The organism is Tsukamurella sp. PLM1 (assembly GCF_023168325.1).
Classification (GTDB): Bacteria; Actinomycetota; Actinomycetes; order Mycobacteriales; family Mycobacteriaceae; genus Tsukamurella.
On the sequence record NZ_AP025688.1, the window covers coordinates 622,428 to 639,413 of the forward strand.

General features: G+C 68.9%; 16 protein-coding genes and 1 pseudogene. 7 read left to right on the plus strand and 10 right to left on the minus strand.

Annotated features, from left to right (window positions below; translation table 11 throughout):
- The first annotated feature begins 19 nt into the window (after positions 1–19).
- Both MTP03_RS03275 and MTP03_RS03280 read left to right on the plus strand, forming a co-directional pair.
- A complete protein-coding gene (locus MTP03_RS03275) occupies positions 20–1,303 on the plus strand; it encodes a phenylacetate--CoA ligase family protein (protein ID WP_248490723.1) in 1,284 nt (427 codons plus the stop codon).
- A gap of 67 nt (positions 1,304–1,370) precedes the next feature.
- Positions 1,371–1,697 carry a carboxymuconolactone decarboxylase family protein gene (locus MTP03_RS03280; RefSeq protein WP_248490724.1) on the plus strand — a complete coding sequence of 109 codons (327 nt, stop codon included), beginning with the start codon at positions 1,371–1,373 and terminating at the stop codon, positions 1,695–1,697.
- 59 nt (positions 1,698–1,756) lie between these two features.
- Here MTP03_RS03280 and MTP03_RS22555 read toward each other — a convergent pair whose 3' ends face one another.
- Entirely contained in the window at positions 1,757–2,581 is an 825-nt protein-coding gene (locus MTP03_RS22555) for an MFS transporter (protein WP_256465213.1), read from the minus strand.
- Positions 2,551–3,096, minus strand: coding sequence for an MFS transporter (locus MTP03_RS22560; protein ID WP_256465214.1), 546 nt, complete (start codon positions 3,094–3,096; stop codon positions 2,551–2,553). Before MTP03_RS22560 ends, MTP03_RS22555 begins: the two co-directional genes overlap by 31 nt.
- Positions 3,097–3,261: 165 nt before the next feature.
- Here MTP03_RS22560 and MTP03_RS03290 point away from each other — a divergent pair, with 165 nt between their 5' ends.
- From MTP03_RS03290 to MTP03_RS03300, 3 genes are read left to right on the plus strand one after another with little or no spacing between them, the layout of a single operon-like run.
- A complete protein-coding gene (locus tag MTP03_RS03290) occupies positions 3,262–4,674 on the plus strand; it encodes an MmgE/PrpD family protein (protein WP_248490725.1) in 1,413 nt (470 codons plus the stop codon).
- On the plus strand, positions 4,671–5,396 hold the full coding sequence (locus MTP03_RS03295) for an SDR family NAD(P)-dependent oxidoreductase (RefSeq protein ID WP_248490726.1): 726 nt from the start codon (positions 4,671–4,673) through the stop codon (positions 5,394–5,396). The genes MTP03_RS03290 and MTP03_RS03295 overlap by 4 nt, the downstream gene beginning before the upstream one ends.
- Positions 5,397–5,452: 56 nt before the next feature.
- Positions 5,453–6,343, plus strand: coding sequence for an SDR family NAD(P)-dependent oxidoreductase (locus MTP03_RS03300; protein ID WP_248490727.1), 891 nt, complete (start codon positions 5,453–5,455; stop codon positions 6,341–6,343).
- 63 nt (positions 6,344–6,406) lie between these two features.
- Here MTP03_RS03300 and MTP03_RS03305 read toward each other — a convergent pair whose 3' ends face one another.
- Genes MTP03_RS03305 through MTP03_RS03330 form a run of 6 tightly spaced genes read right to left on the minus strand, consistent with a single transcriptional unit; the run spans position 6,407 to position 13,145 of the window.
- The gene (locus tag MTP03_RS03305) at positions 6,407–7,879 is read right to left on the minus strand and encodes an aldehyde dehydrogenase (protein WP_248490728.1); all 1,473 of its coding nucleotides are present in this window, start codon (positions 7,877–7,879) and stop codon (positions 6,407–6,409) included.
- A gap of 18 nt (positions 7,880–7,897) precedes the next feature.
- Positions 7,898–9,043 (minus strand): alcohol dehydrogenase catalytic domain-containing protein, encoded by a 1,146-nt coding sequence (locus tag MTP03_RS03310; protein ID WP_371820871.1) that lies wholly within the window; start codon positions 9,041–9,043, stop codon positions 7,898–7,900.
- Positions 8,982–10,865 carry a hydantoinase B/oxoprolinase family protein gene (locus MTP03_RS03315; protein ID WP_248490729.1) on the minus strand — a complete coding sequence of 628 codons (1,884 nt, stop codon included), beginning with the start codon at positions 10,863–10,865 and terminating at the stop codon, positions 8,982–8,984. The genes MTP03_RS03310 and MTP03_RS03315 overlap by 62 nt, the downstream gene beginning before the upstream one ends.
- Positions 10,866–10,869: 4 nt before the next feature.
- Positions 10,870–12,087 carry a hydantoinase/oxoprolinase family protein gene (locus MTP03_RS03320; RefSeq protein WP_371820952.1) on the minus strand — a complete coding sequence of 406 codons (1,218 nt, stop codon included), beginning with the start codon at positions 12,085–12,087 and terminating at the stop codon, positions 10,870–10,872.
- Positions 12,024–12,905 carry a hydantoinase/oxoprolinase N-terminal domain-containing protein gene (locus MTP03_RS03325; protein WP_248490730.1) on the minus strand — a complete coding sequence of 294 codons (882 nt, stop codon included), beginning with the start codon at positions 12,903–12,905 and terminating at the stop codon, positions 12,024–12,026. The genes MTP03_RS03320 and MTP03_RS03325 overlap by 64 nt, the downstream gene beginning before the upstream one ends.
- A gap of 36 nt (positions 12,906–12,941) precedes the next feature.
- Positions 12,942–13,145 carry a hypothetical protein gene (locus tag MTP03_RS03330; protein ID WP_248490731.1) on the minus strand — a complete coding sequence of 68 codons (204 nt, stop codon included), beginning with the start codon at positions 13,143–13,145 and terminating at the stop codon, positions 12,942–12,944.
- A gap of 196 nt (positions 13,146–13,341) precedes the next feature.
- Between MTP03_RS03330 and MTP03_RS03335 the strand changes: the two genes are divergently transcribed.
- Positions 13,342–14,325 (plus strand): AraC family transcriptional regulator, encoded by a 984-nt coding sequence (locus tag MTP03_RS03335; RefSeq protein WP_248490732.1) that lies wholly within the window; start codon positions 13,342–13,344, stop codon positions 14,323–14,325.
- A gap of 90 nt (positions 14,326–14,415) precedes the next feature.
- Complete coding sequence (locus MTP03_RS03340) at positions 14,416–15,681, plus strand: low temperature requirement protein A (RefSeq protein ID WP_248490733.1); 1,266 nt, start codon at positions 14,416–14,418, stop codon at positions 15,679–15,681.
- On the opposite strand, the gene MTP03_RS23315 is transcribed toward MTP03_RS03340, so the two are convergent.
- Entirely contained in the window at positions 15,579–16,010 is a 432-nt protein-coding gene (locus MTP03_RS23315) for an MFS transporter (protein ID WP_371820872.1), read from the minus strand. The genes MTP03_RS03340 and MTP03_RS23315 overlap by 103 nt on opposite strands.
- Positions 16,011–16,080: 70 nt before the next feature.
- Positions 16,081–16,902 (minus strand): annotated as a pseudogene (locus MTP03_RS03345) (MFS transporter); the annotation flags it as partial.
- Positions 16,903–16,986: the final 84 nt, after the last annotated feature.

Consider the following 16,986-nt stretch of genomic DNA (forward strand, 5'->3'; position numbering starts at 1 on the left):
GCGGAAGGAGATCGACGCTGTGGCGCCGACAGTGCAGCCCCACTCGGAGAACGTGTGGAGCGAGATCGAGACCCTGCCGCCCGCGCAGATCGCGGAGGTGCAGAACGAGGCTCTGCGCGAGCAACTCGCGTACGTCGCCGCGCACAGCGAGTTCTACCGGCGCACGTTCGCCGAGGCGGGCGTCGACCCGTTGGCCGTGCGCACCACGGCCGACCTGGCCGCGCTTCCCTTCACGGAGAAGCAGCAGTTGCGCGATTCGCTCGCCGAGCGCCGCCCGCTCGGGCTGCACCAGGCTGTGGCCGATGCCGACATCGTGCAGATCCAGGCATCGTCGGGCACCACCGGCAGCCCGTCGTACGTGGGCCTGACCCGCTCCGATGTGGCGCTGTGGTCCGAGCTCGGCGCCCGCGCCCTGTACGCGAACGGCTTCCGCCCGGGAGATCGGCTGCTGCACGGCTTCGGCATGAGCAAGGGCTTCGTCGGCGGCATCCCGATCCTGCAGATGGCCCAGTACATGGGCATCGTCGACATCCCGATCGGGGCCGAGGCCGGCGCTGATCGGCTGCTGCGGGTCCAGGCCGACCAGCGGCCGAACCTCCTGATCGGCACCCCGAACTTCCTGGCCTACCTGGCGGAGCAGGCACCGTCGATCGTGGGGCTTCACGCCCGTGACCTGGGCGTGCGCGCCATCTCCGTCGGTGGCGAACCCGGCGGCGGCCTGCCCGCCACCCGCGACAAGATCGAGGGCCTGTGGGGCGCCTCGTCGCGGGAGATGCTGGGCGGCACCGACATCGGCTGCGTCTACTGGGGCGAGTGCGAGGCCCAGGACGGCATGCACTACCACTCGCCGGACCTGCTGGTCGTCGAGCTGATCGACCCCGAGACCGGCGAGGTCAAGCCCGCGGTCGAGGGCGCGCACGGCGAACTGGTGTACACTGCGCTCCGCCGGCAGGCCTCCCCGCTCGTCCGCTTCCGCACCCGCGACCACGTGGTCGTCACCGGGACCGACTGCTCCTGCGGCCGTACCGGTTACAAAGTGCGGTGCGTCGGACGCACCGACGACATGCTGATCGTCCGCGGCATCAACCTGTTCCCGTCGGCGGTCAAGCAGCTCGTCGCCGAGTTCGAGCCCGTCGCCACCGGGAGATGCGCATCCGCGCAGACTTCGAGGGCCACTCCACGCAGCAGCCCTTGCAGCTGGTCGTCGAGTACGCCGACGGCGTGGGCGAGTCCGCGCGGGCGCAACTGGCGGCCGACGTCGAGTCGCGCGTGCGATCGGCGCTGGGCGTCAAGGTCGTGGTGAACCTGGTGCCGGAGCTGACGCTGAAACGCCCGGACCACGTCAAGGTCAACCTGATCGAGCGCGTCTGATGGCAGAGCAGAGCCGCGCGCAACGGCTGATCGGCGACCTCGCACCCAAGCTCGCCCAGCTCACCGACGACGTGCTCTTCGGCGATGTCTGGGCCCGGCCCGGGCTCTCGCCGCGGGACCGCAGCCTGATCACAGTCACGTCCCTGATCACCCAGAGCCGCCCGGAGCAGCTCCACGGGCACCTGGGGCGCGCGCTCGACAACGGCCTCACCGAGGACGAACTCGTCGAGGCGATCACTCATGTGGCCTTCTACGCCGGGTGGCCCGCAGCGGTCTCCGCCCTGGGCACCCTCAGAGCCGTGCTCGAGGAGCAGTCGGGGGCCTGACGTCCGAGACGACGAAGGGGGTGTCCGGTTCTCCGGACACCCTTTCTCGTGCGCGAACGCTACGCGGCGGCCCTCTCCGGGACGGGCGCCGCCTGGTCCGCCTTCTCCGCCGGGGACTTGGGGATCAGCAGGGTCACCACCACGAGGACGAGCGTGGGGATCGCGAAGCTCGCGAAGCTCCACTTCGTGCCGAGATCGGCATTGAGCACCCATGCGCCGAGCATCGGCCCGAGGATCGAGCCGAACCTGCCGAGGCCGATGGCGACGCCCAGCGCGGTGCCGCGCAGCGCCACCGGGTAGAAGGCGCCGATGAAGCCGTAGGTCATCACATTCGCGCCGACGGTGCCGATGCCCGCGATGCCGATCGTCAGCATGAGCAGGCCCGTGGGCAGGTTGAAGCTCATCACCACCAGCGCGAGGAAGCCGAGGAAGTACGCGGGGGCGATCACGCGCCGCGGCGTGAACCTGTCGGCGAGGGCGGACCACCCGACCAGGCCGATGAGCGTGCCGATCTGCATCACGAGCATGAACTGCAGCGCCGAGCCCAGCGAGTACCCCGCGCTGCGCATGATCTCGGGCAGCCAGGTGTTGAGCCCGTAGATCACGATGTTGATCAGCATGCTGGCGGCGATGAACATGACGGTCGCCAGCCAGTACCGCTGGGAGACGACCGCGCGGTACCCGCCCGCGGATTCGGCGCCCTGCGCGAGGTCGCGCTGCTCCTGCAGCTCGGCCACGATCGCGTCGAAGTCGACCGCGTAGCGCTGCGAGACAGCGCGGGCTTCGTCCATCCGGTTCTTCGAGACCAGCCAGCTGACCGACTCGGGGAGGTGGAACCACATCAGCGGCACGATCACGAGGAAGACGCCCGCCGTGTAGTACATCGGGCGCCAACCGTGATCGGGGATGACCCGCAGCGCGAGGGCGAGCAGAGGACGGTTCCGACCGCGTAGCCCGACATCGTCAGGCCGTTGTACAGCTGCCGGTGATCGCGCGGAGCGAACTCCATGGCGAGCATCAGCGCGAGCGGGAGCACGCCGCCGAGGCCGATGCCCGCGAGGAAACGGCACACGCCCATGAACAACGGCGAGGTGGCGAACCCACAGGCCACCGAGGCCAGTGAGAACCAGGTGACGCCGATGAGCATGAGCCTGCGGCGGCCGACGAGGTCCGCAAGGCGGCCCACGGTCAGGAATCCGACCATCAGGCCGACGAGCGTCCAGCTGCCGATGGCGCCGGCGGTGGTCTTCGACAGTTCCCAGCCGGGTTCCTTGAGGAGACTGGGGACGGTGGCGCCGTAGACGATGAGGTCGTAGCCGTCGGCGACGATCGCCAGCAGGCAGAGCCCCACCACCCAGAGGCCGCTGCGCGGCGTGCCGGAAGCGTTCGAATCGGACATGTCGTACTCCTGGAGTCGTCCCGGACACGTCGCCGGGGAGAGGGTGAATCCCACTGGAACGGAGCTTGACCGCCAAGCGAGATAGATCATATATTACATATGACAGTGGTGCGGGTCACTATCTCGGGGCCTGAAGCACCGTCGCCCTACTGAAAGGACGGGTGGATGCCGGACGCGCGCACCTTCCCCGAACCCATGCCCGCGCTCGTGCGGATGATCCTGGACACGCGGTACGAGGACCTTCCGGAATCCGTTCTGCGGCATGCCCGGTACACCCTGCTCGACGGCATGGGAGTGATGATCGGCGGCTCGGGCATGGACGGCATCCCGGAGATCGTGGAACTGGTCACGGAGAAGGGCGGCGCCCCGCAGACGCCGCTGCCGTTCTACGGCGGTGCCTACCCTGCGTCAGAGGTGGCGCTCGCCCTCGGCCCCATGCCGCGCGCCATGGACTGCGGCGACCTGCACGAGGAGGCCGGGCACGTCAGCGAGTACATCGTGTCCAGCCTGCTCGCCGCCACCGGTCTGCGCGAGAGCCCGGTGACCGGCGAGGAGTTCCTGGCGGCCACCGTCGTCGGGCAGGAGGTGCTGATCCGTCTGGGCTCCGCGTACAAGGTGATCAGCACGGCCATCCCCAACGGGGACTGCGGCGGGCACTACATCTTCGGCGCCGTCGCATCGATCGGCCGGCTGCTGAACCTCACCCACGAGCAGCTCGAGAACGCGATGGGCATCGCGCGCACCATGACCCAGCCGCACACGATGGGCATCTACGCACCCGCGACGCTCATGGTGCGCGTTCACCACGGACTCGTCTCGCAGGCCGCGATCACCTGTGTTCAGCTGGCGCTCAAGGGGATCACCGGCCCGCGGGAGCAAGTGTTGACCGGCCCGAAGGGCTTCTTCTCCAGCGTCCGCTGGGACATCGACCCGTCGGGCGTGGTGGAGGGGCTCGGCACGCAGTGGGTCATGGAGAACATCACCACCAAGGGCTACAGCGCCTGCTACTTCTCGCACAGCTCCATCGACGGGATCATCGACCAGATGGCCAAGGGCGGCTTCGGGCCCGGCGACATCGCGACGGTCCATATCGCCGTCTCGCCGTCCGGGTGGGACGCGGTCTGCGAGCCCGTCGAGAAGAAGTGGGCCCCGGTGACGGTGCCCGAGCTGCAGTTCAGCCTGCCGTTCGCCGTCGCGAGCGCGGCGCACGACCGGACCGTCTTCCTCCAGACCTACGAACCGGAGGCCTCGAACCGGCCCGAGGTGCGCGAGCTGATGACGCGGATCTCGTCCGAGCGGGATCCGCAGGTCTCCGACTGGGGCTGCCGCATGACGACGACCTTGCACGACGGTCGCGTGTTCACCGACGAATACGTGTACGTCAAGGGGCATCCCGCGAATCCGTTCGACGGGGCCGACTTCGTCGCGAAATTCCGGCAGTGCGTACCGTATTCGATCCTGCCGCTCAGCGAGGACGTGATCGAGCAGATGATCCGCGACGTCCTGGCGCTGGAGAAGTCGTCGAACGTCGTCGATACCCTGCTCGTTCCGCTCCTGCCGGCGCAGGCCTCCGTATGAGCGGGGAGTTCGACGGCCAGGTCGCCGTCATCACCGGTGGCGCGGGCGGCATGGGTGCCGAGGTCGCGGCGCGGCTCCTCGCGGAGGGTGCGCGGGTCTTCTGCGTGGACCTCGCGCAGCCGAAGGTCGACGGTGCCGTCGGCGTGCCCTGCGATATCAGCGACCCGTCCGCCGTCTGCCAGGCGGGGGAGTACGTCCTGGAGCAGGCGGGTCGCGTCGATCACCTGGTGAACGCCGCCGGGCTGGTGAGCACGACGCGCCCCGTCGAGGCCATCTCGGACGAGGAGTGGAAGCGCCTCCTGGGGGTGAACCTCGACGGTGCCTTCTACTGGACCCGCGCGGTCATCCCGGCGATGAAGGAGCAGGGACGCGGCAAGATCGTCAACGTCTCCTCCCGTGCCGGCCGCACGCTGGGCAACTTCGCGGGCGCGCACTACGCGGCCGCCAAGGCGGCGATCCTGGGGCTGACCCGGCAGGTGGCCCTTGAGGCCGCACCCCACGGCGTGTACGTCAACGCCATCGCCCCGGGCCTGGTGCGCACGCCGATGCTGAGCGGATCCGTGGCGGACGAGCGGGTGGAGGAGTTCCGCCTCGCCACTCCACTGCGCCGGATCGGGACGCCTTCGGACATAGCGGATCTCGTGCTGTTCCTGCTGTCGCCCAAGTCCGACTTCATCACCGGAGCCACTGTCGACATCAACGGCGGCGACCTCATCCTCTAGCGCACGACGGTGGCCGGAATCCCTGCCGCACTGCATCTCGACACAAGGAGTGACACATGTTGGAATTCACCGATCGCGTCGCGATCGTCACCGGAGCGGGTCGCGGGCTCGGCGCCTCGCACGCCAAGCTCCTCGCGGCCCGAGGCGCCGCCGTCGTCGTGAACGACCTCGGCGGATCCGCGGTGGGCTCGGGCTCGAGCGCGACGCCGGCCGAGGAGGTTGTCGCGGAGATCGTCGCCGCCGGCGGGCGGGCCGTGGCCAATGTCGATTCCGTCTCCGAGAACCCGGAGGGCATCGTCGGCACGGCACTCGAGGCCTTCGGCCGGCTCGACGTCGTCGTGAACAACGCGGGCATCAACCAGGTCCACGAGTTCGGCCCCGGCGTCATGGATTCGCTGCGGCGCCACATGGAGGTCCACTTCTTCGGCATGGCCGGGGTGACCGCGGCGGCGTGGCCGCACCTGGTGGCGAGCGGTGCGGGCCGCGTCGTCAACACCACGTCGCCGACGCTCATCGGCTTCCCGCAGCAGACCCCGTACGTGTCCGCCAAGGGCGCGATCTTCGCGTTCACGCGGACGCTGGCCTTCGAGGCACAGGAGGTGGGGATCAAGGTCAACGCGATCGCGCCTACGGCCGCTACCCGGATGTCGGACGAGGCGGACCTGCCGGAGGAGTTCAAGCAGTTCATGCGCGACAATCTGCCCACGTCGCTGGTCAGCCCGGTCGTCGCCTACCTTGCGCACGCGGACTGTGCGGTCAACGGCGAGGTACTGCAGGCGCAGGGCGGCGAAGTGCAGCGTCTGGTGCTCGGCTTCAACGAGGGCTTCGCGAGCAAGGACCTCACGCCGGAGCTGGTGCAACAGCACATCGAGGAGATCCTCGACCCCTCGACCCACACGCCGTTCGCCACGATCGACAAGCAGGACCTCTCCGCCGTCGGGAAGTAGTCTTCCGCTGCGATCCGAAGATCCCGGTGGGGCGTGTGCTCCACCGGGATCTCGTCCCTCTGGTCAGTTCAGATTCATGTACACGGCCTTCGGGTAGAGGTAGCTCTCCACGTGCTCTTTCGCCCCCTTCCAGCCGTAGCCGCTCATCTTCGTGCCGCCGAAGCCGATCGCGGGATCGAGCACGCCGTAGCAGTTCACCCACACCGTGCCGGCGTCGATCGCCTGCGAGACCTTGTGCGCCGTACCGAGGTTCTCGGTCCACAGGCCGCCCGCCAGCCCGTACGGAGTGGTGTTGGCGAGTGTGATCGCCTCCTCCATCGTGTCGAACGGGATGACGGTGGCCACGGGCCCGAAGATCTCCTCCTGCGCAATGGTCATCTCGTTGTGAGCGCCGGCGAAGACCGTCGGCTCCACGTAGAAGCCGTTCGCGTAGTCGCCGCCGAGGCGGCCGCCGCCGGCGACGAGTTCGGCCTCGCCCGAGCCGATCTCGATGTATTTCTGCACCCGCTCCAGTTGCCGCAGGGAGATGAGCGGGCCCAGCTGCGTGGCGGGGTCGAGGCCGTCGCCCACGCGGACAGACTTGGTGAACTCGCCGATCCGGGCGACGAACTCGTCGTGGATCGGGCGCTGCACGAAGATCCGGCTTCCGGCGACGCAGACCTGGCCGCTGTTGGTGAAGACGCCCATCGCGGCGCCCGGCACGGCCTTGTCCAGATCGGCGTCGGCGAAGACGATGTCGGGAGACTTGCCGCCCAACTCCATCTGCAGGCGCTTCAGGTTCCCCGCGGAGGCGCGGACGATCGTCTGCGCGGTGCCGACCGAGCCGGTGAAGGCGATCCGATCGACGCCGTGGTGCTCGGCGAGCGCGCTGCCCGCGTCGCGGCCGTAGCCGGTGACCACGTTGATGACACCGTCGGGGACGCCGGCCTCCTGCATGAGTTCGCTGACGCGGAGCACGGACAGCGAGGCGTCCTCGGCGGGCTTGAGCACCGCGGTGCAACCGGTGGCCAGTGCGGGGCCGAAGATCCACCACAGGCCGATCAACGGCCCGTTCCACGGGATGATGCCGCCCACCACGCCGACGGGGCGCTGGTACTTCAGCGTGAGGAAATCGCCCGGGAGCGAGTTCGGCTGCGCCGCCACCCCTCCGGCGCCGGTCTGCGAGGCGTAGAACTGCAGCACCTGCGAGGTCCATTCCTTCAGCCCGGTGGTGCGGCTCAGCGGGGCGCCCATGTCCAGCGTCTCGATGAGTGCCAACTCGTCGAAATGCTCGAGGATCACATCGTGCACGCGCAGGATCAGCTTGCGCCGCTCGTGCGGTGTCCACCGGGACCATTCGCCCTCGAACGCGGCCCGCGCCGCGCGGACGGCGGCGTCCACGTCCTCCGCGTCGCCTGCGGCGATCGTGCCGAGCGACCCGCCGTTCGCGGGGTTGATCACCTCGATCGTCTCGCCCGAGGCGGCGGGAACCCACGTGCCGCCGATCAGGTTCCCCTGTTTCCGCCCGATGAAGGCGGGCGTCTCTACCGTTGTCATGTCCTACTCCGAGTATCTCTAGTCGAATGCGAAGACGCCCTTGCCGGCGTCCTGCTTGTCGAACCACTGGTACGCTTCCGCGGCCTGGTCGATACGCCAGGTGTGCGAGTACAACTCGTCCACGGGGAGGTCGTGCGCGACGACGAAGTCGGCGCACCGCGCCTGCTCGATCGACGACATGGTCCATGAGGTCATCAGGGTCCACTGCTTCGTGTAGACGGCCTGGGTCGTGAACGCCACCTCGCCGGGGAGCCCGGTGAAGACGACGCGGCCGAACGTGCCGAGCACCGACAGCGCGTCGTCCGTGGCGCGGCCCGAGGTCTCCATGACGACGTCGGCGAGGCGGCCGCCGGTGTGCTCCGAGACGATCGCCACGAGGTCCTGGCTGCGGGAGTTCACCACCACGTCGGCGCCGAAGGTCTGCGCGAGCCGGCGGTCGTCGACATCGACGGCGATCACCTTGGCGCCCATCGCGGCCGCGAACATGGTCGCGGACAATCCGACCGGCCCCTGGCCGATCACCACGGTGACGGTGTCCTCCACGCCGCCGAGACGCTTGATCGCGCCCCACGCGGTTCCCGTGCCGCAGCCGATCGCCGCGCCCGCCTTGAAGGACAGTGCGTCGGGCATGGGCAGCAGCGAAGTGACGGGGACCAGAGCGTAGGGTGCGTGACCGCCGTTGACGTGGATGGACATGGTCTTGCCCGGCGCCGTCTCGCACATCTGCGGCCACCCCGCGCGACAGCGGCGGCAGGTGCCGCAGCCGAAGTAGTGATGGATCATGACGCGGTCTCCGGGCATCGCCTGCGCCTCGCTCACGCCCTCGCCGACGGCGTACACCTCGCCGCACGGCTCGTGGCCTTGCACCACGGAATGGTCGAACTCGAAATTGCCGTGGTAGAAGTGCAGGTCGGATCCGCACATGCCGGACGCCCGGATCTTCACCACCACCTCGCCGTGACCCGGTCGGGGCTCGGCGAACTCCTTCAGTTCGACGGTGCCGTCGCCGCGGAACGTGATGCCCTGCATGTCAGTTCGCCTCCTTCGTCCGAGCGGCGCGGAGCGCGCGTTCGCGGTCTCGTCGAGCCGGAGGCCCTCGGGATCACGCTGTGGATCGCCGACGACGACCACGCCGTACTGCCGTGCCGCGGCGTCGATGCTCACGTACTCGTTGCGCACGTCCCGGAGCACGGCCTGCGGATCGCGGGTGAGCGGATCGCCCCACCCGCCGCCGCCGTTGGTCAGGCAGCGCAGCACTGTGTTCGGCGCTGTCCGCCACCTGCTCGCTCGCGAAGAAGTGGTAGCTGCCCGATTCCGGGTCGAGCCACTTGGATTCCGGGTCGAGCACGCCGGCCACTGGCACGCTGTCGCGGTACACGTCCGGTCCGGTGGGGAGCATTCGGTGCGCGGCACCGTCGGACTGCGGGAAGAGCCACATGGCGCCGTTCGGTCCCGCCTCGCCGCCGTTCGCGCCCACCCCGCTCGGCTCCTTCGTGCGGAACGGCGAGAGGTACTGCTCGGCGGCGGTGAGCCACAGCGTGTCCTTGAGATTCGCTGCGCCGCCGCGGAAGGCGCCGGCCCCGCCCGTGTCGATCGCGTGTTCCTTGCGCAGCAGCACGACGGGGGAGTCGTGCTCGATGGTCTCCGTCGCCGGGTCCAGGTTGTTGAGGGTGAACAGGACGGTGTAGCTGTCGCCGTCGCCCGCCGCGGTCGCGCCCCACGGGCCGTGCTCGCCGCCGCACTGGGTGGCGCTGGTCCAGAACCGGCCGTCGTCGGTGAGGCCGGAGGCGTTGTGCGTGTTGGTCGATCCGTAGTCGCCGCCCACGCCGCGCCCGCCGAGGACCGGGTTGAGCGCGTCGAAGATCGCCGAGACCACGGGGCCGGAGGCCTCCCAGAACATCATGATGCCGCCGTCGGGCGGCAGCGACGACACGATCGAGCCCGGCGCGGTGACGAGGTCGACGTTGCGCCACGTGCCGGAGGTGAACGGGATCGACGGGTCGAGCAGCATCGTCAGCGCCACCCCGACGGAGGTCTTGGTGTCGAGGACACCGCAGTTGATGACGGTGCGGGCCTGCGGAGCCGTGCCGGACAGGTCGACCTCGATGTCGTTGCCGCGCTTACGCAGGAGCACCTGAACCCGGTACTCGAGGCTGTCGTCCAGGCCGTCGGCGTCGATCAGGGCCGAGCCGGTGTAGTCGCCGTCGGGCACCTGCGCGATGGCGTCGGACATCCGCTCGGCCGAGCTGTCGCACGCGTACGTCAGTGTGCCGAGGAAGGATTCGATCCCGTACCGTTCGATGTTCGCGCGCACCAGGGACTCGCCGAGCTTGAGCTGCTCGAAGATGCTCTTGAAGTCCGGCAACAGCATTCCGCCCCAGCGGGTGTTGTCGAAGATCAGGCTGAAGGTCCCGCGCACCGGCTCGTCGCCGGACCAGAGCAACATCGGCGGGATCACGAGACCGTTCTCGAAGACGTTGCGCTTGGTGGCGGAGAAGCCCCCCGGCACGGTGCCGCCCATGTCCAGCTGGTGGGCGCACATGTTCACGAAGGCCACGATCCGGCCGTCGTGGAAGACGGGGCGGATGAAGGCCACGTCGTTCACGTGCCGGCCGCCCCGGTACGGGTCGTTGCAGATCAGCACGTCGCCGGGCTTCAGATTCTCCGGGCCGTATTCGGCGACGGTGTTGCGCACCGCGTCGCCCATGGTGCCGAGGAAGACCATCAGGCTGTTGGAGACGACGGCCATCGGATAGTCCTGCTCCGGCGGACCGCTGATGGTGCAGGCGAAGTCGTACCAGTCGCGGATGATGGGGGAGAAGGCCTCCCGCATGAAACCGGTCGACATGTGTTCGACGACGTAGTCGAGCCGGTTCTTGAGCACGGAGGCGGTGAACCTGTCGCTCCCGTACGCGGCGGCGAAGTCCTCATCGGACAGGTCGCGGATGCGGGTGATGTCCGGCGTGCGATTCTCGGTAGTGGTCATGGTTTCAGTTCCTCCGGATCACGATCTGGCCGTACTCGCCGACGGTCGCCGTCTGGCCGGCGCCGATGTGGGTGGTGGACAGGCCCTCGTTGACGATCGCGGGCCCGGGGAGCACGTCGCCGAACCGGAGGGACTCGCGGTCGTAGACCTGCGCGGTCTGCGCGCCCTCGCCGCCGTCGGAGATGTCGCCCAAGTAGCGCAGCGTGCGGGTGCCGGTCGGGGTGAGCGGTTCGTCTCCGCGCGCCGCGAGCTTCGGGTACTCGATCTTGTCGGTGGCCAGCACCGCGCGCACCCGGAAGGTGACGCCCTCGACCGGCATCGCCTCGAACCGGTTCCCGGAGCGGGCCTGGTAGGTGTCGTGGAACGAGGTCACCATGGCTGCCACTGCGTCGGCGTCGACGGTGCCGTCGGGCACCGGGACGAACGGGGTCTCCCAGCTCTGGCCCACGAGGTGGGCGTCCATGCTGCGATGCACCTGCGCGTCGGCGTCGCTGATCTGCTCACGCAGTTCGCGCTCCATATCGGTGAAGATCGCGTCGATCCGCTCGGCGTTCGCCCCGTCGAGCATGAGGTAGGCGCTGCGGTTGACCGTGAACACCTGGTCCGCCGACAGCAGGCCCAGTGCAGAGAACAGGCCGGGGCTCGGCGGGATGATCGCTTCCTTGCATTGGACCGCGTCCAGGACGGCCGGCAGCAGCATCGGACCGGCGGCGCCGAATGCGACGAGGCTGTAGTCGCGCGGGTCCACGCCGTTCTTGATGGCCACGTTGAACAGGCCCTCGGCCATGTTGTTCACGGCCATCTCGTAGGCGTAGCGCACCCGCTCGGGCAGGGTGAACGAGGTGTCGAGGCTCTCGAAGGCGCGCTGCGCCAGGTCGCGATCGATCGCCACCTCGCCGCCCGCGAAGCCGTCGGGATCGAGGATGCCGATCATCAGGCACGTGTCGGTGGTGGTCGGCTGCGTTCCGCCGCGGTCGAAGCACGCGGGACCGGGCTCGGCGCGGGCGCTGTCCGGGCCCACCTGGATCTCGCCGTCGGCCCCGATGTGCACGATGCTGCCGCCGCCGGCACCGATCGAGCTGATGTCGTTCGCCAGGGCGTTGACGACGAGGTCGTGCTCGAGCTCGAAGCTGGTGTTGACGAAGGGCTCGCCCGCGGTCACGACGCTGATGTCGCACGAGGTGCCGCCCACGTCCGCGCACAGCAGGTCGTTCTCGCCGATGAGCTTGCCGAAGTGTGCGCAGGCGACGGTGCCGGCTGCGGGCCGGAGAAGACGATGCGGAAGGGCTTGGCCATCGCGTGCTCCGCCGGGACCAGGGTGGCCGCGCAGTCCGCGAAGTTCAGGGAGCCGGTGAAGCCGAGCTCGCCCAGGCCCGAGCCCAGGCGGGCGGTGTAGTCCGAGTAGATGATCTTCATCAGGGTGTCGATCACCGTGGTGGAGGCGCGGGCGTACTCCTTAGCCAGCGGGGACACCTCACTGGAGATGGAAACGGGGATGTCGCCCAGGATCTCGAGCACCAGTTCGCGCAGCCGCTCCTCATGGGCGCGGTTGACGTACGAATTGATCAGGCAGATGGACACGCCTTCGACACCGCAGCGGCCGAGGACCTCGATCTGCTCGCGGGCCTGCGCCTCATCGAGCTCGAACAGCACCTCCCCGTTCGCGAGCATGCGCTCTGCGATGCCGCGGCGCAGGTACCGGTCCACCAGCGGCTGGGCCGCGTCGCCGAAGCTGCGCCGCCAGTTCGGATCGAGGATCGCATCCTGCGGGCGCCACACGCGGCCCATGTCCAGGATGTCGCGGTGGCCCTCGGTGGCGAGGAAGCCGACCTTGGGTAGCTTGCGCGTGATCACGGCGTTGAGGCCGTGCGTGCTGGCGTGGTTGAAGACGGTCGAGCCGTCCACTCCGAGCCGCTCGGCCCCGCGCAGGACGGGCGCGGTCACGTCGGTGTACTCGGTGGACACCTTGGTGGTGAGGATCTTGCCGTCGCGCCACCCGACGACATCGGTGAAGGTTCCGCCTACGTCTACGGCGATCATGTCGGTCTCTACTTTCGTGGTTCGGTGCGGGTCTGTTCAGACCAGGTCGACGAGGAGCGTGATCGGGCCGAGGCGGTTCGCGGGCGTCCGCGACAGCGAGTGCAGGCAGTTCTGGCACTTCACGACGCGGACCCAGCCGGTCTCGCCGACGACGTCGTACTCGGCGAGTGAGCTCTTCGCGCAGCGCGGGCACGTGCCCGCGACCGGCGTCCGCTCCGCCGACGGTGCGGTGGTGTCCATGGGTTCTCTCCCAACCTGTTCGGGGTTCTCCTCGGTGGAGTGCCGCCACGGTACGAGTGAGTGATCCGCGCCACAATCCGCGATGCGAAGGCTGTCCGGAACGCGAAATCATCAGGTACGACTCCGTCAAGGATGCGACCACAGTCATATATGATGTTTTGGAGAATGTGATGGGCGTCACGAATCGGAGGTAAGGATGCAGGCTCTCGCGGAGGTCGACGGATCCGTGCACCGTTCGTTCACGACGACCGACCCGGACGTTGCGCACGGCTACGTGGAGCGGACTTTCGCGCAGCACGAGATGACCGTCTCCGGGGCGGGCGCCGTGCGGTTCCGCCTCGACAGCGCGGTTACGCCGGACGTCACCGTCGGGCGGATGGCGTACGGGACGCGGGCGCGGATCGTGGGCCCGGCGATGCGCGACTGCTATCACGTCAACCTGCTGGTCTCGGGCCGCTGCACCGTCGAGCAGGCGGGGCGGCGCGCGGAGTTCTCCGCCGAGCGGAACCAGTCGGGCGTCGTATTCGGGCCGGACGAGCCCGTGTACATCGACTGGAGCGCGGACTGCGCGCAGTACCACCTGAAGCTGTCACGGCGGACGCTGGAGGAGCACGCCGCCCGGCTCGCCGGGCGCACCTCCGCCTCGCCGATCGCGTTCGATCTGACGTTCCCGCTGGACAACCCCGCGGGGCAGTCGTTGTGCTCGGCAGTGGCCTTCTACTACAGCCAGCTCTCGCGTGACGGCGGGCTGGTCACGATGCGAGCCGTCCAGCGCGAGCTGGAGTCGGCGCTCATGACCCAGGTGCTGCTGGTGGCGCGCAGTGATCTCACCGCGGCGCTGACCCGCTCGGGCGGAGAAGTCTCCGATCACCGCATCTGCGAGCTCATGGAGTACGTGCGCGGTCATGCGCAGGAGGACCTGTCGGTGGCGCGGCTGTCACAGTTGGCGGGAGTCACCGCGCGGACGCTCCAATCGGGGTTCCGGCGGGAGGCGGGCATGTCGCCCAGTGAGTACGTGCGCAGCGTCCGACTCGACGGCGCGCGCGCGGATCTGCTGGCCGGAAGCGCGGGCACCGTCAGCGATGTGGCGAACCGCTGGCACTTCTTCCATCTCGGCCGGTTCGCGCAGCAGTACCGGGCGCGGTTCGGTGAGGCGCCGTCGAGAACCCTGCCGCGCTGAGGAATCCACGCCCTCGCGACGGTGGCGTCGTAGACTCCGACGATCAGGATCCGAGCCACCGGCCGGTGCCGCTGACCTCGAAGGGGAGACATGACCGAGGAGTCCCGATTCCGGCTCGTGCCCATGAAACCGCGCGATCCCGGGGAGAGCGGGCGGGCCGCGTCGACGCTGGAACTGTTCTTCGACCTCGTCTTCGTCGTGGCGGTCAGCATCGCCGCCGTGCAGCTGCACCACGGGCTCACCGAGGGGCACGTCGGTTCGGGGATCGTCGACTACGCCATCGTCTTCTTCGGAATCTGGTGGGCGTGGATGAACTTCACCTGGTTCGCGACGTCCTTCGACACCGATGACTGGCTCTATCGGGTACTGACCATCGTGCAGATGGGCGGCGTGCTCGTGCTTGCGTCGGGGATCAAGCCCGCCTTCGAGGACGACGACTTCTCGGTGCTCATCATCGCCTACGTCGTGATGCGGCTCGCGCTCGTCGCCCAGTGGCTGCGTGCCTCCCGCTCCGCGGGGCCCACCCGCCGGGCCACGCTGACGTACGCGGTGGGAATCACCGTGGTGCAGGCGCTCTGGCTGCTCTCTCTGCTGCTGCCGGAACGGCACTTCCCGGTTGCCCTCGGCGTCCTGATCGCGGCCGAGCTGGCTGTGCCGATCGTCGCCGAGCGCAGCGGCACGACGCCCTGGCATCCGCACCACATCACGGAGCGGTACGGCCTGTTCACGCTGATCCTGTTGGGGGAGAGCCTGCTCGCTTCCGCGAACGCCATCATCGAGGCGCTCGACGAGGCCGAGGCGCTGGCACCCCTGATCTCCATCGCCGCGCTCACGCTGATCGCGACCGCCGCGCTGTGGTGGATCTACTTCTGGGCCCCGCATCACCGCGCCATCGACGGCCTCTCGCGGTCCCTCGCCTACGGCTACGGGCACTACTTCATCTTCGCCGCGGCAGGCGCGTTCTCCGCCGGCATCGAGGTCGAGATCGATGTTCTGACGGGGCACAGCGCGCTGCATCAACCCTGGGCGTCGTTCGCCTACACGATCCCGCTCGCGGTGTTCATCCTCGGGATCTGGGCGTTGGCGATCCGGCCGCACGGCGACGGGATCGTCAACGTCGTGGTGCCGGCGGCGGGGCTGCTGGTCCTGGTGGATCCGCTGATCCCGGTGCCGTTCGCCCTGACCACCGTCATCCTCGTTGCGACGGTGGCGGTCCTGGTGTGGCGGCGGCCGGTGGCCGCCGGGACTGATCGTCAGGCCGCGACGGGTTCGAGAGTCCCGCGTCGCCGGCGCACTATGACAGGCACTGCGAGCGCCAGGACGGCGCCGATGGAGCCGGGGATCATGAACGCGTAGAAGGCCCAGGTGGCCCCGTGACCGGCCTCAAGGATCCACCCGGCGAGCGCGGGTCCGAGCATGGCACCGATGCGGCCGAGTCCCATGACGACGCCCAGCGCCGAACCGCGGGCGTTCTCCGGGAAGTTGTTCGCGACGAAGCCGTACAGCACGGTATTGGTGCCGGTGCCACCGATGCCCGCGAAGACGATCGCGACCAGGAGCAGGCCGGTGTCCATCTTGTTGGTCAGGACTGCGAGCGCGATCACCCCGACGATGAACAGGGCCGGAACGACCTTCCCAGGGCCGACCCGATCGGCGAAGTACGAGCCGATCACCGCACCGATCACTCCCCGCCTGCAGGGCGAGCAGGAACTGCAGCGACGAGCCGAGTGCGTAGCCCTGGCTGCGCATCAACGCGGGCGCCCAGGTGTTGAGGCCGTAGACCATCACGTTGACGCAGACGCTGATCAGGATGAAGACGAGGACCCGCGTCGCCATCGAGGCGGTCGCCAGCGAGCGGATCCCGCCCCGCCGGTCGACGGCCGCCGGCGCGGAGGATTGCGCGAGCAGGGCACCGTCGACCGCGTCCTCCCGGCCGTACTGCGCGGCGAGGGTGCGGGCCTCGTCGAGGCGGCCCTGGCGGACCAGGTACTCGACGGACTCGGGGAGGCGGAAGTACATGATCGGAAGAAGCACGATGAAGCATGCCGCGACCCAGAACAGGGAGCGCCAGTGGAAGTGGGGCAGCATCCACATCGCGACGAAGGCCGCCAGCATGCCGCCGAACGAGAAGCCCGTGAGCATCGCGCCGTTGTAGAGCAGCCGCCGCTTCGGCGGGGCGTACTCGAGCGTGAGGGCGACGGCGGAGGGGACGACGGCGCCGATGCCCACGCCCGTGATGAACCGGGAGACGCCGAAGACGGCGATGCTCGGCGCGAGGGCGCTGATCAGCGAACCGAGGGAGAAGAGGACGATTCCGGCGAGCAGCGCCGATCGGCGGCCGAACCGGTCGGCGAGCGGCCCGGCGCCGAGGAAGCCGACCATCAGGCCGCCGAGGGTCCAGGAGCCGATGAGCCCGGCGGTGCTCTTGGAGAGCTGCCACGTCGGCTCGTCGAGCAGTTCGGGCAGGGCTGCGCCGTAGATCACCATGTCGTAGCCGTCGGCGACGATGATGACGAAACACAGGAGCGCGACGGCGAGGCCGCTGCGTCGCGCGGTGGTGGAACCGGGTATGGGCATGGAGCTCTCCGAACGGTGAGGGTACGACGAAAGACGCGTGCGAGGTGTCGCGGATGTCGGACACCTCGCACGCGCTGTGTGGTG